This is a genomic window from Microbacterium foliorum, from assembly GCF_003367705.1.
In the GTDB taxonomy this organism is placed as follows: Bacteria; Actinomycetota; Actinomycetes; order Actinomycetales; family Microbacteriaceae; genus Microbacterium; species Microbacterium foliorum.
In genome coordinates this window covers 2,262,378-2,287,338 of sequence record NZ_CP031425.1, presented here as the reverse complement: position 1 = coordinate 2,287,338, position 24,961 = coordinate 2,262,378, and the positions used below count along the sequence as shown (strand labels likewise).

The following is a 24,961-nucleotide window of genomic DNA, read 5'->3' as shown; positions in this document are numbered from 1 at the left end:
TCAGGACGACAGGTACGACGACGAGAGGATGAGCTCGCGGTCAGTCGATCCGCTGCACCGAGGTGGTGCCGGAGATCCGCCCCAACAAGATCACCTCACCCGTCACACGAGGGGCCTCGCCGCGGTCGACGAGCGCACGGACGGCACCGGTGGAGCCAGCGGAGCTATGGCGGAGGATCAGGGCGACGGCGACGTCTTCACCGGGCACGAACCCGTCCGCGGAGAATTCCAGCAAGCTCGGTACCGCCACTGGTGCGGGTGCGTCGTCTTCCGACGGAGCGAACGGTGACCGCGGCTCCGGCGCAGGCGGGGTCAGGATGTCTGCGTGGACAGAGCCGTCCATCTCTCGCACCTCGACCCGCGTCGGTGATCCGAGGCTGGCGACGAGCTCCGTCACCGTGGCTGTGATCTCGTCTCGGCGGACCGGGATGGCGGCGAGGCGGTCACCGTTGACGGTCACGACGAGAGCGTCGGCGCTCACAGCCTCGAGAAGGATCTGCGGCAACACCGCAGGCACCGCCACCCCCGATTTCGAGGTTCCAGGGCGCGGCTGGGTGCGGGGCTGGCGAAGACGTCGAAGGGTCATGCCAGAAAGGTGCGACCCGGCCCCGAAGACCGCACACCTTCGTCGGTGATGGGGTCAGCGGTGAGGGCTTCTTCCCGGGCGATGAGCTCGCCCAGTGCATCCGCCCACCCACCCGTGATCTGCAGCAGCGTCTCGTAGTCCGCGGAGGCGACCTGACCCTTCGAGAGTGTCACCCACGGCTCGCTCCCATCCGGTTGCGGGAGCCGAGCTTCGGATGCCCATGTCCAGGACACCGGGACTCGGTCGTCGTCGGACCAGTCGACCCCGGGCGGGTACTGCTCCTCGATCGCGAACCGCAGCGAGGAGCTGTGTAAGGGATACAGCACGAATGCTAGGTCCTGACACGATGTCAGGGCCTAGCATCCGATGAGTGCACGACAGTCTTGCTCGTTCCCGTCCTTCGGCTTTGCCAGGTGGGCTAACGCCTCCCTCTCTAGACTTGCCGCTCTACGCGCGCTCTCGTCAAGAACTGCTCGGATACGAGGTCTAACGGCTGATCGCCAGCCAAATGAATTGATACTCAAACCCTCAATGACAAGGAAACCCTTCCGTGAGTATGCGAATTGCCTATTACGAATACGGCGGCCCCGAAGTTCTTCAGATCGAAGACGAAACCGTTCCAGAGCCCGGCGTCGACGAGCTCATTGTGCGCAATGAAGTCATTGGAGTGAACCCAATCGACTGGAAGATGATCGCAGGAGTGTTCCGTCATCAGGAACCGCATCCTTCTCCTGGCGTCCCTGGATGGGCAAGCGTGGGTACCGTCGAACAGGTCGGCGCGGCCGTGCAGCATTTCCAGCCAGGCCAGAAGGTGATCATCGGTAGTCGTGCAGGAAGCTATAGAGAACGTCAAGTGGTAAATTCTCGCTACGTGGTGGCGCTCCCGCCTGGCTTGGCCATCGATCAGGCGGCGGGTCTGCCATCGTCGGCGGTCGCAGGTTACTCGATCATCCATCAGCTTGGCATCGCAGCAGACGACGTTCTCCTCATTCATGGTGCCGCCGGAAGTGTCGGGTCCGCTGCTGCACAAATCGCCATCGCAGAAGGCGCTACCGTAATAGGTTCGGCCTCTACGAAGAATCACGAGTTTCTGCGCTCCCTCGGGGTCACACCCGTCGAGTACGGCCCAAACCTTCTTGCAGATGTTCGCAACATTGCAGATCCCACCGCAGTGGCGGACGCCGTCGGCGGGCAAGGGCCTGCCGAGGCTACGAGTGCTCTTCTTGGTTCGCATCCGCGGTCTGTTACCGCGTGGGGGACCCGATACTCCCAAGCCGCTGGCATCCCTGGCCTTCGGCATCCCGACGACGAACTCGAGCGAGTCGTCAAATATGCGCTCGACGGCGCACTCACGGTACGGATAGCTGATGACTACGTTTTCGAGGACGTCAAGCGTGCTTTGGAGGCGAGCATGACGATGCATGCTTCGGGAAAGATCCTCTTGCGCTTGTAGTTCCCACGCTTGGAGGCCTTTTGGGGAATCTGTACCCGTTGATGTGGCACATCTATCCGATGAGCATTGCGGCGATCGGTTCCCAACCTGGTGCCTACGGTCGTGCGTCAACTGTCGCCGACCGGGCCCCGGGCCTAGCATGGTGGAATGGCGCAGCAACGATCCCTCCGACCGCGACCCCAGGTCGCCACGGTCGAGGAGGTACGTGTGCCTGAGCAGGATCTGGGTACGGCCTGGGCCGCTGAGAGTGACGAGCACTGCCTGTCCATCGGTGAGATGGTCGAGCGCACAGGGGTCAGCGAGCGACTGCTCCGGTACTACGAGGACAAGGGGCTGCTGCACCCAGAGCGAACCAGCCGTGGTCACCGCATGTACGCGCCGACCGATATCCCCCGCGCCAACCTGATTCGGTTCCTGATCCGTGGCGGGTTCCAGACGACGCAGATTCGGTTCCTGTTCGACTGCATTGCGCACCATATTGACGTTCGCCCGCTCTGCGGAGAACTATTGGTTGACCTTCAAAGCGAGGTTGATCGTATCAATGAAGAACTCCAGGATCTCACGAGAACGCGAGATTACATCGCCAGTCTTCTCCGAGGCCCCGATTCTAGGGAATCTTGACCGAGCGCACGTTAGCGTCGGCGGCGATCAACTCGAGTCCTCCATCGATGACGAACGTCTGTCCGGTGATGTAGCTCGCCGAGGCCGAGCATAGATAGGTGATCAGTTCCCCGACCTCGCGCGGGTCGCCGGGCCGTGCTACGGGAAGCGCGGGGCGGCCAGTGGTGCTCGCCGTGTAGTTCGGGTCCGTGCTGTTCATCGGTGTGGCTGTTTCGCCCGGCGCGACAGCGTTGACCGTGATGCCGAATTCACCCAGTTCGAGGGCCATGCTCTGTGTGAGCATCCCCAGCCCCGCCTTCGCCACGCAGTACGAGCTCCCGCCGGTGATCGGGATGCGTTCGTGAACACTCGTGACGTTCACGATCCGCCCCGCGAGGCCCGCTTCGATCATCGTCTTTGTCACCGTTTGGGCGAGTAGGAACGGGCTGGTGAGATCCACACTTAGGACGTGGTTCCACGCGTCGAGGTTCTCCTCGACGAAGGCCTTCCGGCGATTGACCCCGGCGTTGTTGACCAAGACGCTGATGGCACCGTGGCGATCCATGATGTGTCGCGCGGTGTCGGCGACCTGCTCAGGTCGGTCCATCTGAATCTGCTCGGCTTCAGCTCGCGTGCCGTACTGCTCCCGAATCTCGGCGACCGTGTTCTCGGCCGCTTCCTTGTTGTGCCCGTAGCCCACGATGACCTGGTGGCCGGAACGTGCGAGGGAGAGTGCGGTCTGGCGGCCGATGCCGGAGCTGGCTCCGGTGACGAACGCGAGTGATTCCATGTGGTGCTCCAAATTTCTGTGTGACGGACGGAGTTATTGAGATGGGCTTATGCCGTGATGAGGTCGGGATTCATCGCGATGACCAGGCGCATGATCGTTTCGCCGTCGATGTGCCGACTTTGCCGGGCGACCATGCGGTTCATGATGTCGACAGAGGAGTCCATGTCGACGACGTGCGAGATGAGGGGGGACACCTGCGCGGGATTGCTCGTCAGGTCGGCGGCGGCGCGGGTCAGGTGCTGACTCATGACGCCACGGTTGCCCGTGAACGCGATGGTGTGCCCATTGGATTCGGTGTTCGTGCGGCGCGGTGGCCAGGGGCCGCCGGTGTTCGCCGCCCGAATCCCGGCCAGGTCGATACCAGGCAGTGTGTTCGCGACGGCATCGGGTGCAACGCCCCCGGTCACGTGCACCGCGCGCAGGCGGGTGCCGGCGGCTTCATGGATGCGGTCCACCGAGGCGGGTGTGCGGTCCCGATGGGTCGCGATGAGGCATCCCACGGAGCTGTTGTTGTCGAGGTGCTCCTCGAGCTTTGCTTCCATGCAGTTGTGGATGAGGTCGTCATCCCATGTCTCATCGGTCCATCGGTATCCGGCGCTGGTGGCGTGCGCGACGATGATCTTCGCCCATGTGTCGTTGTCGGCGGCGCGGCGGGCCGCGAGGTTACCGATGAGACCGTCGCCGAGCACCACCAGGGTCTCGGCGTCCGCGAGCCGGAGGCAGGCGAGTGCGTAGTCGACCACCGCCAGGGGTTCGATCAAGGTCGCGATCGACGAGCTCATGCCCTCGTCGATCGGCACGACGAGTCCGGCTTCGACGGCCCGTCGTGGAATCACGACGCGTTGCTGGAAGAGGCCGTCGATGTTGTGGCCGAGGAGGAACGAGGGGTCTTGCGGGTTCGTCGGGTTCACGGTGACGCGTTGTCCAAGGTGAAACCGTCCGGAACTGTCTGCGCCGGCGACGATCCGGCACGCGCCTTCGTGGCCGAGGACCGGGGAAGGATCGTTGCGGATGCCGCGGAGCATCTGGTGATCGGTGCCGCACAGGCTCACGGCTTCCGGGGCCAGCAGCAGGTCTCCGGGGGCGATCTCGGGTAGCCGGCGTTCGATGACGGCGCTGGCGCCGGCATGCCGGATGATCGCGCGGTAGGTGTTATCTCCCATGGGTGAGTGTCTTCGCTCTCTTGATGAGTAGGTAGCCTTGCGCGAGAAGTTGCGCGCCACGCAGATTGCTTATTCGGTCGTCGCTGGACAGCACTTTGAGCCCGGAGTCCCATGTCTGTGGGGCGAGCGCGGAGTAGCCGGATCCGGAGGCCAGGTGCTGACGGAGGGCCCGGTCATAGTGGTCCGGCATCGACTCAGCGACCCCGCCGCCGATGCCGAGGACGCCGAGCCAGGGTTGCGTCGTCCAGAGGGTCCGGAGCAACTCGGCGATCGGCTCCGTCGCTACGTCCAGTAGACGTTGGGCGTGCTCATCCTGCTCGTCGAGCGCCTGGATGAACCACTCGGTGGTGAAGCCTCGGATACCAAGTCGTTCCGCGGTTCTGTGAATGCCGGGGCCGGAGCTGACAGAGGCGATGTGGTCCTGACCTCCACACTCGCAGGGTAGCCCGACGGTGAGGTTGTCGTGGCGCCGCGCCAGGCCGGTCGGTTAAGTGGGTAGCAGCGCGGTGGGCGGGCCGTCAGCGCGTCCGCGTTTTCCGGTATGCGGCGACGACGCCAAGGGCTGCGCATACAGCCAGGGCGGCGGGGATGGCTGCCACGATGGGCAGTCCGCTGAGCGCATTCCCGCCGTTGGTATAGATTCCGCCGAGCACGCCTGCGAGGGCAATGCCCACGTTGAACGCGGAACTGTTGACCGCAAGGGCCAGATTCGGAGAGACGTCTCTGGAAGACTGCGCGATCCAGGTGTTGAGAGCGGGGAAAGTCGAGAAGTACGCGAAGCCGAGAAAAATGATCGAGGCCACGGTGACGTATCCGTGTGCCGGGAACAGTGCGAGGCCGATGAGCGCCACGAGTGTGGCCGATACGGTGCCGAAAAGAGCGTACGCAACGTTCTTGTTGGCGACCGCGCCTCCGACGGTGTTTCCGATGATGCTTCCGACTCCGTAGGCGAACATCACCCAGGTAATCGACCAGGTGGGGAAGCCAACGCTTGTGGTCAAGAACGGCGCGATGTATACGACGAGGGTGAGGGCGGCCATCGCGGCAAGCGCTGTCGTCACCACACCCAGCACCACCTTCGGACGACCGAGCGCCCGCAGGCTTTCCGCGCGCTCGGGTATCTCAGACGCCATCTGTGACCGAGGGAAGGCTCGGAGCATAACCACGAGGCTGAACGCGGTCAGCAATGCGATGAAGACGAAAGACAGTCGCCAGTCAAATGCTTGACTGATGGCGACTCCGATCGGGACGCCAAGAACGGTCGCGACCGACAGGCCCAAAGTGATCCTCGCGGCCGCGGATGCCTGGCGATCCACAGGCGCGATCCTCATGGCCGTGGTCATGAATACAACCATGATGGTGGTGTGCACGAGGCCGGTAATGACTCGTGACGCAAACATGATCGCGTAGGTCGAGCTGATCGCGGCGAGTACCGATCCTGCAAGATACAGCCCGAGAGAGCCGATAAGCACTTTGCGGGGGTTCAGCCTGTCCACGACGAGTGTCAGTATCGGTCCAGCGACGACCACTGTAGCAGCATACGCAGTAACGAGCATCCCGCCGGTCCCCTCGGTGACTTCGAGGGAACTGCTGAGCTCGGGGAGGATACCGGCAATAACGTTCTCACTGGTGCCGAGTGCGAAAGCACCGATAACGAATGCGAGCGAAAGGACTGTCCTGCTCGTGCGCGTTGTCGGTTGGTCGATGGTGGATGTATCAGGCATACGAAGAACGCTAGATCCTGACATCATGTGAGGTGTTAGCTCGGATGGGCCAAAAGCTACGAAATGTGGCGCGAATCACCTTTTGTACCCCGACCTCGATCTTTCGTGGACCTGTTGAGTTCGCTCGATTGAGCGTTGGTGTGCCTGTGTGCGCCCGCTTCTGGCACGCGAGTGTGACAGAGCGCTGAAGTGTGGCGCGTCTCCAGGTCCTCGGTTCGTGACCGTCAATGGGATTGGTCGGCTCAACCACTGCGCGCAGGGCGGGTGCGGAGCCGGTTGAACGCGGTGAGGACGATTGTCGCCCAGCGGGACCAGTGGCTCAGGTGCAGGGTGATCCGGCGGCCGTGGCGGGCAATGGCGGCGGGGATTGTGAAGATTCGGTGTCGAACGCGTTTAGAGTCCACCGACCTACTTCGTGTTCGGGGTGGGTGAGGAGGCCTGCGCAGGCGGTGATCTCGGATGCGAGGGCGACGAAATGTGCTCGGTGAACCGTCCCGGGTCTTGTGCCGCTCCTATGCGGGGATCGGCTCCGCTTTTAGAGCCGCGTAGTAGGTCGCCTCGTAGTCATTGGGGCTGACCATGCCGAGGCTACCGTGGAGCCTGCGGTGGTTGTACCAGTCGACCCATCCGGCGGTCGCGAACTCGACGTCCGCGATCGTCTTGTACGGGCCCTCGTGGAATACGGTCGTTCGGACGCACTCGGCTTTGTAGAGACCGTTGATGGTCTCCATGAGCGCGTTGTCGTAGGCGTCGCCGACGGTCCCGATCGAGGGGACGATGCCCTCGAGCGCAAGGTGCTCAGTGAGCCGAATCGACGTGTACTGGGAGCCGGCGTCCGAATGATGAATGAGCTGGTCCGGCGCGACTGGGTGGCCTTGACGGTCGCGCTCCCAGAGCGCCATGCGCAGCGGCGTCATGACGAGATCGACCTGCTTTCCGGTCTGCGCGTGCCAGGCGACAATGCGCTGCGAGAACACGTCGAGGATGAACGCGACATACACCCACCCTGCCCAGGTGCGCAGGTAGGTGAAGTCCGTCACCCAGGTGTGATCGGGACGCGGCGCGGTGAAGTTTCGGTTCAGGAGGTCGCCGGCTCGGATACCGTCCTTGGCCTGGATCGTGGTGCGGACCGCTTTCGCACGCGTGATGCCCTCAAGGCCCAGAGAGCGCATGGCTCGGTCGACCGATCCGCGGGACGCGTCAGGCACGGCGGAGCGTCGGATCAGCGCCGTCATCTTCTTCCGCCCATACAAGCCTTCTGGGGTGAGCTTGCGGCTGATAGAGCCGACTGCGTCCGTGGTCGTCGTCCATGCGGCGGCGCGGACCGCGTCCTCGACGATGGCGTCTGTGATGGTTCGAGGCGAGACTCGACCTTGCCTCCAGGCTCGGTAGGTACGCGCGGCGACCTGCACACCCTGCTCTCGCAGGACCTGCACGATCGACTCGACCGCGAGCCCCTCGGACCTCATCTGGTCGATGAAGGCCATGATCAGCGGTTGCGGGGGTCGAGTTCCCCCGCGAAGAAAGTCGTCGCGGCTTTCAGCACCGCGACGTCGTCCCGGAGTCGCTTGTTCTCGGCGCGCAGCCGGCGGATCTCTGCGTGCTCCTCGCTGGTCTGACCGTCACGGTCACCCGCGTCGATCTCGGCTTGGAGCACCCACCGCCGCAACGATTCCGCACCGACGCCCTCTTGCCTCGCCACAGCAGCAATCGCTTTCGCTCGCGACGGGTACTCGCTGCCGTGGTCACGCACGAGCCGCACTGCTCGTTCCCGCAGCGCGGGATCAATCTTCTTTGGCATAACGCCATCCTTTCAACTCGAAAGGAAACGGCACCAAACCTGGGACGGTTCACGCAGCTACTCGATCTCACCTGACCGGACGTACCCGATCGTCGAGCATCGTCCGAACGCTTCCTTCGCAAACCCCACGTAAACCAGAAGGATCTGCGGATGGCTACCAAGAGCCGGGACCTGGCCGGGACCTGATGCATGCAAACCATGCAATTCATGACGTGAAACAGGGTCGTTTGAGGGGCGGAGAACCCCGGAAATTCAAGGATTTGACCCGAACCGTCTACCTGGGGGTCAGGGGGTCGCAGGTTCAAATCCTGTCAGCCCACCAGAGAAAGGCCCGGAAACTCGCAAGATTCTCCGGGCCTTCTGCATGTCTGCGAAACGCCAGCCCCTCCAAAGCCCCTCCGAAGTCGTGCGACCACAGTCGGTCCGCAGCCCCGAGGGTCAGTGGCCCGGCCCCGTGTCAGGGATGCTGATCGCATCGAACAGCAGTCCGTCGATGACGTGGTCGAGTCGGGCCGGCCACGAGATGATGTGCGTCAGCAGATCGTCGAAATGCGAGAAGACGACGACCGCTTCTTCGAACTCGGGCTCCGCTCCGTGGACGACTGCTCCATCGTCTCGCACGGCCAGATACTCGTATCCGTTGCGCACGGAGAGCAGCAGGGGGAGGTGGCGCGTCCAGAAACGGGAGATCGCGGCCGCCTCGTCATCCGTTGTCGCAGCCTGGAGGCTCAGCTGTTCGTACTCGTTCCACGCGAACGCACCGTCCGCGCCCGTCGAGTAATCGTCGCGGGACAAGAACCACACCGTCTCATCTACATTCGCGAGCAGTGAGAACGAGGACGCCCAGCGGATCACCGTGTCGGGTGCTGTGCGCAGCGGGAAGGGAGCACCGTCGCCCGTGGACGTAGGCGGCTCATAGGTCCACCCGGCGTGTTGCAAGCATCCGGTGGCCGTTCGGAAGAGCTCCGTCATGGTCCCCAGGCTACCGAGCAGTCTCTCTGGGCACGCGGTCACCAGGTCGCGCCCGTGTTGACCCATTCCAGTGTCGACAGCTTCGTCTCGATCGTCTCGAGGCCGATGGTCCCGCATCCGACCAGGGTGAGCCTGCGCAGTCGGGGCAGGTCGTTGATGGCGGCGATGCCGGTGATCTTCTTGCAGTACTGGATGTTCACGATCTCGAGTCGCGCGAGCGCAGCAAGCTCCGAGATGTCACCCAGAGAGGTGAGGTTCTTCAGGCGCAACGACTCCAACCCGGGGAGCACGCGGATCCCGGTGAGGCTCGTCAGCGTGCGCCCACCGATCAGCCCGAGGCGGCGAAGCCCGACGGGTTCGACGAGACGGAAGATCTGCTCGTCCGTCGGCACATTCAACAGGTTCAGCTCTTCCAGCGGCAGTTCGAGCGCCTGCCGCACATTGTTCAGAGATCTCTGCGGGTAGAGGGAGAGCGTGCGGAGCCCGGGGAAGTGCTCGTTCTTGAAGCGGAAGGGTTCGCCGACGTAGAGGGACTTCAGATTCGGCACCACCACATTCGGCCACACCAGGGTCCGATCGCCGATGTGCACCGAGAGCTCTTCGAGATTCTCGGGGAGGTCGCCCTGCCGCAGTTCCGTGACGACGGTGGGGAGGACCCTCCCCGGGCCGATGCTCAGAGACTTCAGATTCGGCATCGCGCTGATGATCTCGGGGAGGCGGTCTATGGGACCGTCGAGGGGAGACCACAGGTGCACATCGGTGACGCGTGACAGCTGCTCGGTGCCGTAGGGCTGGTCGTAGAACACGAGGTCTCTGTCCGCGAAGTCGAACTGGTCCTGGTGCGCACTGTGCAACACCATGGTCCGCGTGCTCATGAGGCCCCCATCCGTTCACCTGTGACGTCGCGGGCTGTCGTCCGCGCCACGCGACTCAGACTATCGGCGCGTGTCAGATCAGCGGTGCGTACTGTCGTCCGAAGGTGAGACGAGGGCGTGCGGAATTAGGATCGGGTCATAAAGGATGCCGTCGACTGGGGCGCCGCGCTGCAGGCCACCGACATGGCGGATCAGCTGGCTTTCTGGTCGAGCATTCGGCCCTCCCCGGCCCCCGAGCGAACCTCGATCTTGTCTCCGCTGTGGCCCGCGCTGCGGATCAGGTACTGGTGTCGCGACTCGAGGCGAGCGACGACGAGTCCTTCCGCGCAGCTCTCTCGCCCGTCGGCTGAGGATGAGGGCCTGCAGCGGTGACGCCACCGAAGGATCTTGCCACGGCCCCGGAGATCCCGCTGACACAGGCCTCGAGAGGACCGCGTCGCTTCAGCGCGGCCAGCAGCGCACCGACAGCGACTGCCCCCAGCACATGGCAGGCGACGATGGCAGGACCGAGGTACCACCAGGGAATGGTCGTCGGAGGGGGAGTGGCCATCAGTAAGACGTTCACCGCTGCGGAGGCCGCGAGTACATGCAGCACGTAAACAGTGAGTGGTGCGGCACCCGCTGCTCGAACCGGCTCCAGGATGCGAAGCGCAGGTTTCGGAAGCGCTCGGGCGAGCAACAGCATGGTTGCGATCACGACAAGCGCGATGCCCACTCCGCGCACGATGTCGAGAGTCGCCCCCGTGTGGGGCGTCTGCAGGGCGAGCGCCCACGGTGCGGGCGAGAAGGGGGCCCCGAAGCCCGGCCCTTCCACGACGGTGCCCATCATGTCGGTGGAAGCCCCGGGCATCGCTGCCACCATCGAGCTTCGCCCGAAGGCCTCGAAGATCAGAGAGCTGGTTCCCAGAGCGAACGCGGCCAGGAGGGTACCCAGTCCGGCCGTCCGCCCCAAGAAACGGAGCTCGGTGGCCGTTCCGACTGCGGCGACCAACCGCTTGGCGAAGGCCATGCCCACGAGCAGGTACACGAGCCACGTGACGACCGGGTACGTCCCGGTGAGGAAGACGGCTCGTAATGCGACCGTCGGATCCCCCCATTGCGTCCAATCGATGCCGCCACCCTCATCCATGACGCCGAGTACTGCTCGGAGATTCGCGTTCGCGATGGGGCCCACCAGCGCGAGGATGCTCGCGGAGACGAGCAGCCACTTCGGAGCGATCCGCAAGAACGGGATCGTACAGAGCATCGCCACTCCGAAGTACACCAGGACGACCACGACGTTTCCCGGTGCGAGTGCGAGCGTCATTCCGATCAGGATGACGAGGAGACCCCGAGCGAGCATCGCCCACCGGGCGGCTGCGACGTAGCCGCGCTCCAGATAGGAGCGGGTCGCGAAGACGACGCTGACCCCGCCAACGACCGCGAACAGGGTCGATGCGTTCCCCTCCACGACGCTCGTCAGCCAGGGCATGTAGCCGGGCTGGCCGCGCGTCGTCATGAGATGCGCGCAGAACATTCCGATGATGGCGAGGAAACGGGCGAAGTCGACGCCCACCATCCGAGTGATCTCTCCGCGGGAGCCGAGCTTCTCGTTCGTCCGCGACTGCGCCCGCCTCTCGCCTGCCGTCCTTGCTTCCGCAGTCGTAGCGGCGATGGTATTCAGCTCGTCTGGCACGAGGTCTCCGTTTCTCACAGCACCCGATGCGCCGTATCTTCAACGATCCACGGTCCCGCCCGCACGCGCGTCCCTCGCAGGGATGACCGGTGTCATCCCTGCGAGGGCTTTGTCGCACCGACGTCGAACCCTGGCGGTGGCATTCTCGTCATCGATCAGGTGCTGTCCACCGCGTCAATAGAGCATGCCCATCGCGGCTCGCACCTCGTGGAGGGTGTCGGCGGCGATGCTCTGCGCCCGCTCGTTCCCTTCGCGGAGCACCGCTGCCGCGTCGCCGACGGTGAGCTCTGCGCGGCGCGCACGGTGCTCGGCCAGGAAATCGTTCACGGCGTCGATGGTGAGGGTCTTCAGCCCCCCGGCTCCGGCGTCGCCCACCTCGTCCGCGAGCTCGCCGGGGTCGCGGCCCAGGATGATCGCGGCGGTCGTGAGCAGGCCGGACACCTCAGGACGGTTCTCGGGGTCGTAGGTGATCGAGCGCTCGGAGTCGGTACGCGCTCGCCGGATGACGGTGGCTGTCTCATCGGCCGTCATCCCCAGTGCGATCGCGTTGCCGTAGCTCTTGGACATCTTGCGGCCGTCGAGGCCCGGAAGCTCGGGTGCCTCGGTGATGAGCGCCGCCGGCTCCGGGAAGACCTCCCCGTAGCGCTCGTTGAAGCGGCGCGCGATCGTGCGAGTGACTTCGACGTGCGGCAGATTGTCTTTCCCTACGGGGACGAGAGTGCCCTTGCAGAAGAGGATGTCGGCGGCCTGGTGCACGGGGTAGGTGAGCAGCAGTCCGCTCAGCGCACGGCCGGATGCCGCCAGCTCGGCCTTCACCGTGGGGTTGCGGTGCAGCTCGGCCTCGGTGACGAGACTGAGGAAGGGGAGGAGGAGCTGGTTGAGTGCGGGAACGGCCGAGTGGGTGAAGATCGTCGACGACTGCGGATCGAGACCGGCGGCGAGGTAGTCGAGCACCGCCTCGTAGACGTTCTCGCGGATGTTCCCCGCGACGTCTCTGTCGGTGATGACCTGGTAGTCGGCCAGGATCACGAAGGTCTCCACCCCGAGCGACTGCAATCGGACACGCTCTCGCACCGTGCCGAAGTAGTGCCCGAGATGCAGGCGTCCCGTGGGGCGTTCTCCGGTCAGCACCCGGAACTGCTCGGGGTGCGCGGCGATCCGAGCGCGCAGCTCGGGCATGCGCTCGGCGGTGGCGGTGAATGAGTCCATGTCTGCTCCTGAATCGAGGAGCTGCACGGACGTGGGGTGCCGCCATGGTTCGCGGGCTGCCGTGCAGCCCGCGCGTGAATGCGTTACGGCTGCGGACGCAGCCACCACCACGACGCAACGGTGAAACGCATGCGCTCAGAGTAGCCGAACAGCCGCATCCGGCGCCTGAAGTCTCCTACTCCCGCTCCCGGCATGCGCAGACGGAACTGTGAACGCGCCCAGTTTCGGGGCGTAACGTCCGTGTATGAACACACAACTGAAGATCGCGGGGCAAAGCTCCGAACTGCTGGGTCTGGGGTCCATTCTCATCGGGTCGCTTCCTGCGACGCTGATGACGGGAGAAGCGCCGGATCGCTACACCGTGGAAGCGGTGTTCACGCGCAAGACGGATCGCGACGAAGTGGCCGCGATCCAGGGCAGCGCGACGCGTGCGTACCTGTCTGCCCACGGGTACTCGACCGTCGAGTTGCGTGTCGCCGATCGTCGTCTGGAGATCGCGAACACGAATCTCGAAGAGCTCCGGGACGGGCTCGCCGCCAGGATCGCGGAACGGCTGGCCGATATCTCTATCGGGATCACTGCGGCTCGAGAGGTCGCCGCTCACCGCTTCGAGGACGCATCGCAGCGGGAACAGGTACGCGCCGCAGCGGTGGCCGCCCTGGCCGGATCCGTATCGTTCGCACGACGCCCCCCTGCGGATGTCTCGGACGACGATGCACGGATAGAGGACTGGTTCGAGGAGGGCGGCTCGCTCCGCCCCTGGAACGTCGAAGACGGATGGAAGACGGGGTGACGTTAGGTATGGGGCTCTTGCCTCGCGGTTCATCGGTACCCGCTCGGCGAGAGTCCTTCAGCAGTCCGACCAGTACCAGGTGCGTCCGCCGTCATGCGGGACCCCAGCCCGCGGCGGGCGCACCGTTGCCCCGAACGCGGACCGTCCCGGTAGTTCTCGCGGCGCGGCGCCGAGCTGTCTGAGGTGGCGGCGTCGAACGACGCGACCGGCGTGAGGTCACTTTCGACATCAACGAGGGTACGCCGACCCGCCCCCATCCACTATGGGATATGCACCAGGGCATATGCGACGTACCATCGCGGACGAGAGCGCGCACCGACCATGGTCTGGGGCCGCGTCGGAGCCGCTGCGGTCGGGGGACTCTTCCTCAGCACGGTCACACACATGATCCGTTGAGAGAGAGTCCCTCCGCTGTTCCCTCCCAGGCCGAACCCTCATTCTGAGGTTGAGGCTTCTCGAAGATGAGTAGTCCGATGCGCTGGTGGCGAGCGAATCTCGCCCGGAGCTCGGCCCCGGCTTGGCACAACGTTGAGTGGCGAATCGCCTCGACGGCTCGGCTCCGCGGGACCGGGGGAGGGCCGCATGTTCGAGGCGGTAAACGTTATCTGTGAAAACCCTGGGAGAGAGGTTGTCTTTTCCTGAATATTGGTATGTTTGGCGGCGTTGTCCGTCTATCGACCCAGGGGATTCGAAAATAGTGAAAAATACGAAACGTCGGTGGCTTACAGGCGCCGTGGCGACCATCGGAGCAGGCGCTCTGGCACTCGGAGGGGCGGTCGTTCCGGCTGCGGCCGACGACGCACAGGATGGTCCGGTAGAGCTCCAGTCTTCCGCCTCCAAGTACGACCTCGCGGCCGCCCAGTCGGGCACCTCCGCAGAGGAGATCAAGAACCAGGAGGAAGCCGGTCTCATCAGCGTGACCGACAAGGGCTTCTTCTACTTCAACGACCAGATCCACGAGTCGCAGAGCCTTCGCACGCTCGCACTCCCCGCGGCTCCTGAAGGCGCTGCGATCCCCGGCACTCCTGCCGCCGGATCCCGCCCCGGGGCACCCGTGACGGTCTACCTCGACTTCGACGGCGAGACCCTCGAGGGCACGCACTGGAACACCGACTCCGGTATTGCGTCGCTGCCCTTCGCGCCCGCCGCTGCCGTCACCGACCGCGCGGCCGTCTGGGCTGCTGTGGCCGAGGACTACGCACCGTTCAACGTGAACGTCACGACCACGCGTCCGAGCGACGACGCTCTCTACAAGACGTCGCAGGACGACAACGTGTACGGCTCGCACGTGATCATCACCGACTCCTACGACGAGGTCCTCCCCGCTGCCGCAGGCAACGGTGGAATCGCCTGGCTCGGTGGCACGGGATCCGACTACCTCACCGGCGCACTCGTGTTCACCGAGGGAACCGGTGGCTCGCCGAAGGCGATCGCTGAGATCGCCGCCCACGAGTCCGGTCACAACTTCGGTCTCGAGCACGACGGCATCAGCGGTGCCGGCGGCGGCGAGTACTACGCCCCCGAGGACGGCGTGTGGGGAACGATCATGGGCGCCGCCTACTACGTTCCCGTCTCGCAGTGGTCGGCCGGCGCCTACGCCGGAGCCACGAACGACCAGGACGACCTCGCGACGATCACCGATCGCGCGGCAGGCGGCCCGCTCTTCGTCAACGCGACGCTCCCGGACGGATCCCCGTACACCGGAAACAGCGTGTGCCTGCCTGCCGGCAGCACGGCCAACCCGAGCGACCCGAAGCCTGGCGACGTCATCTTCGCCGTCGGTCCCAACGGAGACTGCAACCCGGCTGGCCCGCAGCTCACGCTGAACTTCACGTGGACTGACCGTGCCGACTACGCAGCGGACACCGTCGGCAACACGCCTGAGACCGCGCAGACGCTCGACAACGCAGCGGGCACCTTCGGGGCCGCTTCGGTCATCGAGAGCAACTCCGACGTCGATGTGTTCGCACTCACGACCGCAGGTGGCGCGCTCACTGCGAACGTCCAGGTCGCGAACATCTCGCCGAACCTCGACGCGAAGCTGAGCGTCGTCGACGCATCGGGCGCCGTTCTCGCGGAGAACAACCCCGAGTCCACGCGCACCTCGGACACCGTCGCGGCCGGCCTCAACGCCTCCGTCACGGTCCCGAACCTCGAGGCCGGGGTCTACTACCTCGCCGTCGAGGGCGTCGGAGCGGGCGACCCCGCGACGGCGACCGCGCTGAACGCCAACGGATACGACGCATACGGCAGCCTCGGCAACTACACCCTCTCGGGTGCAGCTGAGCCGTTCGCTTCTGCTCCGCTCGTGATCCTGACCCCGGAGGACGGCTCCGCTGTCACCGGTGGTGAGGAGATCGACGTCACCGGAACCGCGACTCCCGGCGCCACCGTCACTCTCTCGGTGGGCGGCGCTGCCGTCGACACCGTGACCGCTGACGGCGCGGGCGCATGGTCCGGCAACGTGACCGTGAACCAGTACGACGCAACGGAGATCGTGGCCGCACAGACGGTCGGCACCATCGCGATCCCCGGCACCACCTCGGTGACGGTCATCGCTCCGGCGGCACCGATCGCGGCTCCCGCGATCACGTCGCCGACGAACGGCGCGACCACCGATGACTCCACCCCGACCATCTCGGGTACTGGCGTCGCAGGTGCGACTGCCACCGTGACGGTGCGCAACGCTACCGGTGGCGAGCTCGTCGGTCAGACGACCGTCGCAGCAGACGGCGCCTGGTCGCTGACTCTCACCACGGCTCTCGCCAACGGAGAGTACGTCGTCTCTGCGGTGCAGGCTTCCGCCGGCGAGACGTCGGTGAGCAGCGCAGCCGTGACCTTCACGGTCGCCGCGGCCCCGCCCACCGGTAACAACAACAACGGCGGCGGCGACGGCAACCTCGCCACGACCGGTAGCGACTTCGACGCCGCTCCGTTCGTCGGTGGAGCAGCCCTGCTGCTGCTCATCGGTGCCGGCGTGCTGGTGTACGCCCGTCGTCGGAGCTCCTCCGTCGACGCATGACCGGAGTCAGGTCACGATCTCGGCTGAGGCCCCGATCGTGACCTGACCACCACGGGGTGGGGATCGAGCATCGATCCCCACCCCGTTTGGTTTTCTCGCTGTCAATTCGGTGAGACCGTTTCCCTTCTGAGCGGAACAGTGGTTCGCTGGAAGGGATGGAGGAGGGGACCCATGTCCGAGACAGCAGATCAGTCCAGCAGACGCCCTGTGCTCGCCGTCGCCGTGCTGGCGGTGGTGCTCGTGGTGATCGCCGTGATCGTCGGGATGCTCATGACCAATCCGGGTCCGGGCGGCACAGCCGTGCCATCCTCGGAGCTGACCGAGACTCCTGCAGCCACGACTGGCCCCTCCGGGTCCGACACTCCTGACGATGAAGGCGGAGACATGACACCTGGATCCACGTTCGGAGCCTTCCTGCCTGAGTCGATGGGTGGGGAAGAGGCGATCGACGAGCTCGGCGACCGCATCGCCGTCGTCGCCAAGCGGAACAACAAGACGGTCGAGGAGCTGAGCGATCTGCTTCTGCGCGACCGCAGTGCCCAGATCTCTCCCGAAGGGTTCATCGTCTACAAGGACAGCTTCGACAACGCGGAGTGATTCGACGTCGCACGTGTCGCGACTGCCCCGGATGACGTAATCTTGGCCACATGGGAAGACTCGAGTACAACAGTTCGCGGCCTCCGATCGAAGTGGAAGACGAGACTCTCGCCCACCTCAAGGTCGTGATCGCGACGAAGCTTCGTCGCCAGGAGAGCTTCATGATGACGTGGCCTGCAGGCGCGGCCGGCGCTGATCATCACAGCCGTCTCACTGTCTGGATGCACCCGAGCATCCCGCTCATCATCGAGATCGACACCGACAAGTCGCCCTCGCTCGATCCGCACCGCATCGAGCGGATGATGGGCAACCTGAACAGTCGCGGAGAGCTGATCCTCGACGACCTGTGAGCCGGACATGGGGTGAGTGTCGCGTCGACTAGGCATGTGGGTCGCGGCCTGTCAACCCGGCCGACGCTTCTCGCGAGCGGTGAGAGGCTGAGTGCATGAAACTCGTCTCCTACGCCGGACAGCAGCTCGTGACGACTGACGATGTCGCCGATGCGTTGGTGGAGCTCGCTGCCGCGATCGCCAGCGACGGTGATTCGCAAGCGCTGCACATCCCCATCGTCGTAGGTGGAGAGAAGGACTGCGCAGATCTCATCGTCGGCGTGGGCAACGACCTGCTGGTCGGTCCGCAATCCTCGAACGGAGATGATCCGGACTTCTCCGCGGAGGCGGAGCAACTGCGACAGCACCGGCTCTATCCTCGTCGGGGCGGCGATGACGGGGGCGAGGCGTCCGATGCGGATTCCGCCTTCTTCGACTACGGTCTCGACCACGAATTCTGAGGGGGGCGGCGGCGCAAAGCGTTCCGCGTCCTCGCTCCCGCGTCAACCCCCTCGCCTCGGCTGATCGACGGCGCGTAGCGTCGGCACCCAGAGGAAGGAGATGTGATGAGCGATCTGCAGAACACCCACGGCACGCCCGGCGCTGACGAGGAGGCGGACACCGCCTCCGGCGGTGCGCCCGACGACGAGTCGACGTCCACGAGCACCGACGAGATCATCGAGGACGAGACCACCGACGAAGACGGCAAGCCCCTCGAGAACCCGTCCGGAGGCTGAACGTCGTCAACGGATGCCGGAAGGCCCTCATCTGCCCCCGCAGATGGGGGCCTTCGCATGAGCAGGCCGAGAACGGGCGGATGCAGCGGTCCACGAACGTGGTGATCCCTGGTTGCCCTCCCGAGTACCCAAACCCCACTTTGGATCGCTCGAGAGGGCTCACCGTCCTTCCCGGACGGTAGGGGAGGCGGCGAAGAACTTCGCTGCTCTCTCGACTGATATCCCCAGATGTTCAGCCGGTAGCCCCCGCTACTCCCTGCAGAATATCGCGAAAATGTCTTGTCCGCCATTTGGGGGACAAAGAAATCTACGAATGTTTCTTCCCGGTTTGGGCCTTGCCCTGAGAGGGGCGACTCATAGAGTGGGGGGATGGACAGAAAGCTCGTCGTGAACGCGCATATCGCCATCGCTCGGGGGCATCGTATCGAGGTGACGGAGCGGGTCGACGAGCTGACGGGGGAGTCCGGAATCCTCTCGGTCCTCGATCTGGAAAGCGGCATCCGGTACCGCAGCGTCGAGGCGCCGGACAGCGAGATACTCCACTGGACGGGCCGCGTCGTGGACTGCACCGTCGTCATCGGCGGACGGGGTTCGCACACGTCGCTCACCGTCACCGCAGACTCAGAACGGGGCGGGTCGGCGGGCGCACGAGTGGCCCTGCACGCCGCGGACGCGGCCGTCGATGCCGCCAAGGCCGAAGCAGACCGGTGGGGTGGCGGCGATCGACTGCCCGAACCCGAGCCTGACCGCTTCTGGTGAGCTCAACGGAAGTCCCTCGAACGGTGCGTGACACCGGTACGGAGGTCTTCGAAGGCATCGGCCAGCACGTTCACGACACCCTCTGCTGAACGTTCGAGGATTCCCCGGATGATGAGCGCCGGCGAATCCCGCGCCACCCGCTGATAGCGGCCCCACACCCCGGTGGAGCAGATCACGTTCACCAGCCCGCTCTCGTCTTCGAGGTTGAGGAAGGTCACCCCCGCCGCCGTCGCGGGGCGTTGCCGATGAGTCACTAGCCCGGCGACCTCGATGCGCCGCCCGGTCTCGTGGCCCTGGAGGTCAGCCGAGGTGAGCACGCCACGGTCCCGGAGAAGCCCTCGGAAATGGGCCATCGGATGATCGTCGGTGGAGACGCCGGTCGCCCACAGGTCAGCGGACAGGCGCTCATAGCTGGACTGATCCGCGAACAGCGGAGGCTGCACGGCGACCGTCGTGCCGGGGAGGAAGCGTGAACGGTCCTCGGCCGCCGCCCCGGACAGCCAGATCGCCTCCCGGCGTCGGAGTCCGAGACATTCGAATGCTCCGGCGGTCGCCAGCGCCTCCAGCTGCGCGGCAGTCGCGTCTGTCCTTCGGACGAGATCGTTCAGATCGCGGAAGAGACCGCCGCTCTCGCGCGCGGCGACGATGCGCTCGGCCAACGCCGCGCCGATGCCACGGACCCCGCCCAGACCCATGCGTACGGCATAGGCGCCGTCGCGGCGGTGCGCCTCGGACTCGTCGGGTGCGGTGCGATCGAAGCGCGGTACCCGCGGCTGCAAGGGGTCGCTGCAGGAGTGCAGCCCCGTCGGTCTCCGCAGGGCGGCGCCGTCGAGGGGCTCGAGGGTCTCGGTCGCTCCCGAGGCATGCAGATCCGGGCGGCGGACCTCCACCCCGTGGCGACGGGCGTCGGCGGTGAGTGTCGAGGCCGAATAGAAGCCCATCGGCTGTGACCGCAGCAGGCCGGCGAGGAAGGCTGCCGGATAGTGCAGCTTGAGCCAGGAGCTCGCATAGACGAGAAGGGCGAAGGACAGCGAGTGGGACTCGGCGAAACCGAAATTGGAGAAGGCCTGGATCTGCGCGTAGATGCGGTCGGACTGGTCAGCGGACAGCCCTCGCCTCGACATCCCCGCGTAGAGCTTGTCGCGGACCTTCTCGATCTTCTCGAGTCCGCGCTTGGAGCCCATCGCCCGTCGCAGCAGATCGGCCTCGTCGGCGGTGCAGTCGCCGATGGCGGTCGCCATCTGGATCAACTGCTCCTGGAAGATGGGGATGCCCAGGGTCCTCTCGAGGATCGGCTTGAGGTCGTCGTGCGGATACGGGATGTCGAGCACCACAGGCTCCTCGCCCCGGTCCACTCTGGCGAGGTTCTCCTCATCGAGTGCGTCCTTCGCCATCTTGCGGCGGACGAACGGGTGCACGGCGCCGCCCTGGATGGGGCCGGGGCGGATGAGCGCGATCTGGATCGCGAGGTCGTAGAAGGCTCGGGGCTGCAGTCGGGGGAGCAGACCGATCTGCGCGCGCGACTCGACCTGGAAGACGCCGATCGAGTCGGCGCGGCAGAGCATGTCGTAGACCGCGGCCTCCTCTTTCGGCAGGGTCTCGAGAGTCCATCCTTCGCCGGTGGCGTCGTCGATGAGGTCGAAGCAGTGCTGGAGGGCGGCCAGCATGCCCAGACCCAGCAGGTCGAACTTCACCAGGCCCATCCAGGCGGCATCGTCCTTGTCCCACTGGATGACGGTCCGGTTCTCCATCCGCGCATGCTCGACGGGCACCACCTCGCCGACGGGCCGCGCCGTGAGCACCATGCCGCCGGAGTGGATGCCGAGGTGTCGCGGAGCCTTCAACAGCTCGCTCGCATAGTCGAGGACGTTCGGGGGGATGTCGTGCTCGTCGGCCACCTCGAGGCCGGTGCTCCAGCCGTCGACCTGCCGCGACCACGCATCCTGTTGCCCGGGAGAGTAGCCGAGTGCCCTCGCCATGTCGCGCACGGCGTTCTTCGGACGGTACTGGATGACGTTCGCGACCTGCGCCGCACGCTCCCTGCCGTACTCGCGGTATACCCACTGGATGATCTCCTCGCGACGGTCCGAGTCGAAGTCGACATCGATGTCCGGCTCCTCGGAGCGCGTGGTCGCGAGGAAGCGCTCGAAGGGGAGCCCGTAGAGGATCGGGTCGACGGCCGTGATCCCCAGGAGATAGCAGACGGCGCTCGCTGCGGCCGAGCCTCGTCCCTGGCAGAGGATGCCCCGGCGCTTCGCCTCTCTCACGATGCCGTGCACGATGAGGAAGTAACCGGGGAAGTCCTTCTCTTCGATGACATCGAGCTCGCGCCCGATCCGGCGGCGGCCGTCGGCATCGAGGTATGGATACTTCGTCGGCACGGCCTCCCACACCAGGTGCCGCAACCAGCTCATCGGCGTATGGCCATCGGGCACCTCCTGTCTCGGCAGCGCCGGGCGGGCCCGCCGGAGCGAGAACGCGGATGCTGCGGCGAGCTCCAGCCCGTAGGAGATCGCGCCGGGATGACGGCGGAAGCGCGCCGCCATCTCGGCGCCGCTGCGCAGGTGCGCGCCGCCGTGCGCGGGAAGCCATCCGTCGAGCTCGTCCATGCTGCGCACGGCGCGCACCGCGGCGACCGCCTCGGCGAGGGATGCCCGCTCGGGAGTGGCGTAGTGCACGTTGTTCGTCGCCACCACGGGAAGCCGCATCTGCCGGGCGAGGTCGGCGAGGGCGTCGTTGCGTCGGGAGTCCTGTGGGTCGCCATGGTCGAAGAGCTCGACGACGACGTGGTCCTGACCGAAAAGGTCGACCAGCCGGCGCAACGGGGTCTGTGCGTCTCCGGTCTCCAGACCCCGACGGACACCGCCCTTGCGGCATCCCGTCAGGATCGTCCAGTGACCACCCGACATCGATGCCAGCTCATCGAGGTCGTAGACCGGGCGTCCTTTCTCGCCACCGCGAAGATGGGCCGCCGTCATCGCACCGGACAGCCGGTGATACCCCTCGAGCCCATCGGCGAGCACGAGTAGATGGTCGCCGATCGGATCGGGAGAGCCGCGCTGCGGAGCATCGAGCCCCAGGGAGAGCTCGGCACCGAACACCGTCTGCACCTGCACGTCCATCAGCTCGGCGACCTCTGCGAAACGGGCGGCGCCGTAGAACCCGTCATGATCGGTGAGGGCCAGCGCGGTGAGCCCCAGACGTTCGGCTTCGGCCAGCAGATCCTCGGGCGAGGACGCCCCGTCGAGGAAGGAGTACGAGGAGTGTGCGTGCAGCTCGGCATACGGGACCGACTGCTCGGGCCGGCTCACGGCCGTGGGAGCGGTGCGTGTGCGTCGGGTGCTGATCGGACCGGCATCCGGTCGTCTGCCCGGTGGCGTCCCTCCCGTCGGATACGGGGACTCCTCGCCGCTCAGCGTGCGTTCCAGCTCTTTCCACGTCTGCGGCGGATTGTGCCAGCCCATCAGCGATACCGCCCCTCGGCCCACCAGCGATCTCCGGTGCAGAAGACGAGCCATGCCCGATCATGACCGTCGACGATCTGCAGGCGATGTCCCCGCTTGCCGCCGTTCGCGTCCCATCGGCGCTCGTGGATGGGCCATGGCCCCGCCCACGCCTGCACCTCGTCGCCGTCGATGCGCGACGGCGCGGCGGAGAGCGCCCCCCGATCATCGACGAGGAGCGTTCCTCCGTCGGGCGCGAGCACACCGATCGGACGAGGCGGCCGGAAGACCTCGGCGGGGAGGGGATCGGGAAGGCTTCCCGGCCAGGGGCGGGCAGGGTCACGAGGGGCGGTCGATCTCTCTCCCCACGGTGTGAGAACCTGCCTGTCGGCGAGCCAGCGCCCACCGGAGAGAGCCGCGGTGACGACGCCCTCATGACCGAGCATCGTCTGCACGCGGGAGATGGCATGATGCAGGCGCTCGTCGGTCCCCGAACCGAAGAGGCCGGGCTGGTGATGCGCGGCATCGTCGACGGCCACCGGAACGATGCGCACCAGGACGATGCCGCCGAAGGCGCGAGCCTCATCGACCGGTGCCTTGGCGGATTCCGCTCCCAGAGCCTCGAGCTGCCAGCGCACCCGGTCGACGAGGTCGGCGGCGTCGAAGCAGGTGGGGTGCAGCCAGGGGCGGGAGAACACCGCGCCGTTGTCGTCGACCAGATCGATGCGCACCTCAGTGCACACCACGGAGGCGTCGGCGAGGGCGAGCATGACCGCATCGACGGTCTGGCGCACGGCGAAGGCCACCTGATCCGCTCCGGCGAGGGCAGGCTCGAACTCCACGGAGCGAACGAGCTCGGGATCCGGCGGTCTCGGCACCACGGGGCGGGAATCGGCTCCGGCCGCGAGCGCATGCAGACGAGCACCGCGCTCGCCGAAGCGGTCGCGCACCTCGATCTCGTCGAGTCCGGCGAAGTCGCCGAGCGTGCGCACCCCCAGTCGGATGAGCAGACCGGTGAGCTGCTCGTCTCTGAGCACCCGCACCGGGAGTGGAGCGAGGAACTCCTTGGCGAGACCGGGCGGGACGACGGTGCGGGGAGTGGGTCCTCGTGCTGCCAGCTCGGCGGTGAAAGGTCCGTCGGCTATCCCGACACGCACCTCGGGGAAGCCTGCCTCTGCGAGGATGCCGATCAGGGCATCGGCCGCCTCCGCCTCGCCGCCGTGATAGCGGGAGATGCCGCGTGCGCGCACCGCGGCGAGGCCCGGACGAAGCAGGGCGACACCCGGGGCATGCTTCTCGATGAGCTGCAGGACCGGAAGGAAGGCTCTTTCGTCGCGAGCCACGTCGTGGGGAAGCACCCGCAACGAGGAGATGTGCCCCTGTGCCACTCGACGACGCTGCCCTGCGCGCACACCGTGCTCCCGCGCCGATGCCGTGCAGGCGATGACCGTGTTCGCATGCACCAGGGCTGTGGGCGGATGCGGTGGTGGCCCACCCAGGGCGGCGCGGAGAGGCCAGTCGGGGAACCACAGCACCATGGCGCGGAGAGGGGCCGTCATCCTGCCACCGCCAGGGGCGGGTATTCGTGCGGCTCGGTGCGGTCGCTGCGCAGACCTGCACGCGCGGTCATCTCGGCGATGGGCGAGGCGGCCTTCTCGATCGGCAGCTCTTCGACCGCGCCATGGGAGCCGGGCAGTCGCACCCTCACGCTCGTCGGCTGGGGTGTGTGCCTCGTCTGCGCCGTGATCGTCGCGGTCGACCCCTCGATCAGCCCCCAGCCCTCACCGATCCCGAGCCACTGCTGGTCATGGAGTCTGATGGTGCCCTCGCTCTGCGGCCAGGCCCCCGAGTCGGCGGACTCGGCGACGAGGAGCGTGCTGCCGCGGTCTCTGAGTCGAGCGCTCAATCGCGACACGTCGGTGTCTCGCGCCCTGCCTCCCGGGTGCACGGCGATGAGAGGGACGACCTCGGCGAGTGCGGAGGTCACGGCGAGCCAGCGGTCGCCCGGGTCGGGCACGAGGATCAGCCGGGGCAGTTCGATGCCGAAGGCCGCAGCGGCCTCGACTCCCAGCGTGGGCATGCCGACCACCGCGCACCAGTGACCCTTCCGCGATGCGGCGGCGAGCAGCGAGAGGACCAGGCTGGGCGAGGGGGAGACGGTGTACGTCGTCCCGGTCTGCAGGCCTTCGTCGGGGAGCAGGGTCGAGAACGCCGGCTCGAGGGGGAGCAGGGGGTGCTCGCTGCGGCGGCGCTGCATCCGGCTGATCTCGCGGCGCAGCCGAAGGACCTCTCCGGCGCGAGAGTCGCCACCCGGAGAGAGCGCGGTCACCGCATCGAGCCCGATCCCCATGATTCCATCCTCGAAGATATGTACTAATAAATCAACTGGAGTAGTCGACGATAGTTCGAACCCCCGACATCGGCGAGAGACGT

Annotated in this window: 22 protein-coding genes; 9 read left to right on the top strand and 13 right to left on the bottom strand. The window is 66.0% G+C overall.

All coding sequences use genetic code 11. The features are described from left to right. Nucleotides 1-40 precede the first annotated feature (40 nt). Together DXT68_RS10780 and DXT68_RS10775 are read right to left on the bottom strand one after the other, a co-directional pair. The gene (locus tag DXT68_RS10780) at nt 41-517 is read right to left on the bottom strand and encodes a hypothetical protein (protein ID WP_156149230.1); all 477 of its coding nucleotides are present in this window, start codon (nt 515-517) and stop codon (nt 41-43) included. Between the two features lie 65 nt (nt 518-582). Beyond that, on the bottom strand, nt 583-912 hold the full coding sequence (locus tag DXT68_RS10775) for a hypothetical protein (protein ID WP_045252727.1): 330 nt from the start codon (nt 910-912) through the stop codon (nt 583-585). 230 nt (nt 913-1,142) lie between these two features. Between DXT68_RS10775 and DXT68_RS10770 the strand changes: the two genes are divergently transcribed. Both DXT68_RS10770 and DXT68_RS10765 read left to right on the top strand, forming a co-directional pair. Beyond that, nucleotides 1,143-2,039: an NADP-dependent oxidoreductase gene (locus DXT68_RS10770; RefSeq protein WP_082068774.1), complete on the top strand. Its 897-nt coding sequence runs from the start codon at nt 1,143-1,145 to the stop codon at nt 2,037-2,039. Nucleotides 2,040-2,186: 147 nt separating this feature from the next. Further along, nucleotides 2,187-2,660, top strand: a complete 474-nt coding sequence (locus DXT68_RS10765; protein WP_082068775.1) for a MerR family transcriptional regulator — start codon at nt 2,187-2,189, stop codon at nt 2,658-2,660. Here the strand turns inward: DXT68_RS10765 and DXT68_RS10760 are convergent. The 8 genes from DXT68_RS10760 to trpS form a co-directional block, all read right to left on the bottom strand. Next, on the bottom strand, nt 2,647-3,429 hold the full coding sequence (locus DXT68_RS10760; RefSeq protein ID WP_045252729.1) for an SDR family oxidoreductase: 783 nt from the start codon (nt 3,427-3,429) through the stop codon (nt 2,647-2,649). The genes DXT68_RS10765 and DXT68_RS10760 overlap by 14 nt on opposite strands. Nucleotides 3,430-3,476: 47 nt before the next feature. Then, a complete protein-coding gene (locus DXT68_RS10755) occupies nt 3,477-4,592 on the bottom strand; it encodes an alcohol dehydrogenase catalytic domain-containing protein (RefSeq protein ID WP_045252730.1) in 1,116 nt (371 codons plus the stop codon). A 518-nt stretch (nt 4,593-5,110) separates the two neighbouring features. Further along, nucleotides 5,111-6,316: an MFS transporter gene (locus tag DXT68_RS10745; protein WP_045252731.1), complete on the bottom strand. Its 1,206-nt coding sequence runs from the start codon at nt 6,314-6,316 to the stop codon at nt 5,111-5,113. Nucleotides 6,317-6,828: 512 nt separating this feature from the next. After that, a protein-coding gene (locus DXT68_RS10735; protein ID WP_115760493.1) for an IS3 family transposase occupies nt 6,829-8,117 on the bottom strand; the annotation gives its coding sequence in 2 pieces (ribosomal slippage) (nt 6,829-7,844 and nt 7,844-8,117; 1,290 coding nt in all). 438 nt (nt 8,118-8,555) lie between these two features. Beyond that, on the bottom strand, nt 8,556-9,089 hold the full coding sequence (locus DXT68_RS10730; protein WP_045253691.1) for a hypothetical protein: 534 nt from the start codon (nt 9,087-9,089) through the stop codon (nt 8,556-8,558). 38 nt (nt 9,090-9,127) lie between these two features. Further along, nucleotides 9,128-9,964, bottom strand: a complete 837-nt coding sequence (locus tag DXT68_RS10725) for a leucine-rich repeat domain-containing protein (protein WP_045253692.1) — start codon at nt 9,962-9,964, stop codon at nt 9,128-9,130. Between the two features lie 277 nt (nt 9,965-10,241). Continuing rightward, nucleotides 10,242-11,522, bottom strand: coding sequence for a heparan-alpha-glucosaminide N-acetyltransferase domain-containing protein (locus tag DXT68_RS10720; protein WP_244268161.1), 1,281 nt, complete (start codon nt 11,520-11,522; stop codon nt 10,242-10,244). A 291-nt stretch (nt 11,523-11,813) separates the two neighbouring features. Next, nucleotides 11,814-12,848, bottom strand: a complete 1,035-nt coding sequence (trpS, locus tag DXT68_RS10715; protein ID WP_045253693.1) for a tryptophan--tRNA ligase — start codon at nt 12,846-12,848, stop codon at nt 11,814-11,816. A gap of 244 nt (nt 12,849-13,092) precedes the next feature. On the opposite strand from trpS, the gene DXT68_RS10710 reads away from it, so the two are divergent. The 7 genes from DXT68_RS10710 to DXT68_RS10685 all read left to right on the top strand — a co-directional run bounded on the left by DXT68_RS10710 (nt 13,093) and on the right by DXT68_RS10685 (nt 19,085). Beyond that, nucleotides 13,093-13,641 (top strand): hypothetical protein, encoded by a 549-nt coding sequence (locus tag DXT68_RS10710; RefSeq protein ID WP_045253694.1) that lies wholly within the window; start codon nt 13,093-13,095, stop codon nt 13,639-13,641. A 733-nt stretch (nt 13,642-14,374) separates the two neighbouring features. Further along, entirely contained in the window at nt 14,375-16,663 is a 2,289-nt protein-coding gene (locus DXT68_RS10705) for an Ig-like domain-containing protein (RefSeq protein WP_045253695.1), read from the top strand. Between the two features lie 171 nt (nt 16,664-16,834). Continuing rightward, nucleotides 16,835-17,260, top strand: coding sequence for a hypothetical protein (locus DXT68_RS10700; protein ID WP_045253696.1), 426 nt, complete (start codon nt 16,835-16,837; stop codon nt 17,258-17,260). A 50-nt stretch (nt 17,261-17,310) separates the two neighbouring features. Next, complete coding sequence (locus tag DXT68_RS10695; protein ID WP_045253697.1) at nt 17,311-17,610, top strand: DUF7882 family protein; 300 nt, start codon at nt 17,311-17,313, stop codon at nt 17,608-17,610. A 95-nt stretch (nt 17,611-17,705) separates the two neighbouring features. After that, nucleotides 17,706-18,050 carry a hypothetical protein gene (locus DXT68_RS10690; RefSeq protein ID WP_045253698.1) on the top strand — a complete coding sequence of 115 codons (345 nt, stop codon included), beginning with the start codon at nt 17,706-17,708 and terminating at the stop codon, nt 18,048-18,050. A gap of 105 nt (nt 18,051-18,155) precedes the next feature. Continuing rightward, nucleotides 18,156-18,326: a hypothetical protein gene (locus DXT68_RS17080; RefSeq protein ID WP_167541590.1), complete on the top strand. Its 171-nt coding sequence runs from the start codon at nt 18,156-18,158 to the stop codon at nt 18,324-18,326. 369 nt (nt 18,327-18,695) lie between these two features. Beyond that, entirely contained in the window at nt 18,696-19,085 is a 390-nt protein-coding gene (locus DXT68_RS10685) for a hypothetical protein (RefSeq protein ID WP_045253699.1), read from the top strand. Between the two features lie 2 nt (nt 19,086-19,087). Here the strand turns inward: DXT68_RS10685 and DXT68_RS10680 are convergent, their stop codons facing one another. Genes DXT68_RS10680 through imuA' form a run of 3 tightly spaced genes read right to left on the bottom strand, consistent with a single transcriptional unit; the run spans nt 19,088 to nt 24,878 of the window. Beyond that, nucleotides 19,088-22,549 carry an error-prone DNA polymerase gene (locus DXT68_RS10680; protein ID WP_045253700.1) on the bottom strand — a complete coding sequence of 1,154 codons (3,462 nt, stop codon included), beginning with the start codon at nt 22,547-22,549 and terminating at the stop codon, nt 19,088-19,090. Beyond that, nucleotides 22,549-24,087 carry a DNA polymerase Y family protein gene (locus DXT68_RS10675; RefSeq protein WP_045253701.1) on the bottom strand — a complete coding sequence of 513 codons (1,539 nt, stop codon included), beginning with the start codon at nt 24,085-24,087 and terminating at the stop codon, nt 22,549-22,551. Before DXT68_RS10675 ends, DXT68_RS10680 begins: the two co-directional genes overlap by 1 nt. Beyond that, nucleotides 24,084-24,878 (bottom strand): DnaE2-dependent mutagenesis accessory factor ImuA', encoded by a 795-nt coding sequence (gene imuA', locus DXT68_RS10670; RefSeq protein WP_045253702.1) that lies wholly within the window; start codon nt 24,876-24,878, stop codon nt 24,084-24,086. The genes DXT68_RS10675 and imuA' overlap by 4 nt, the downstream gene beginning before the upstream one ends. Nucleotides 24,879-24,961: the final 83 nt, after the last annotated feature.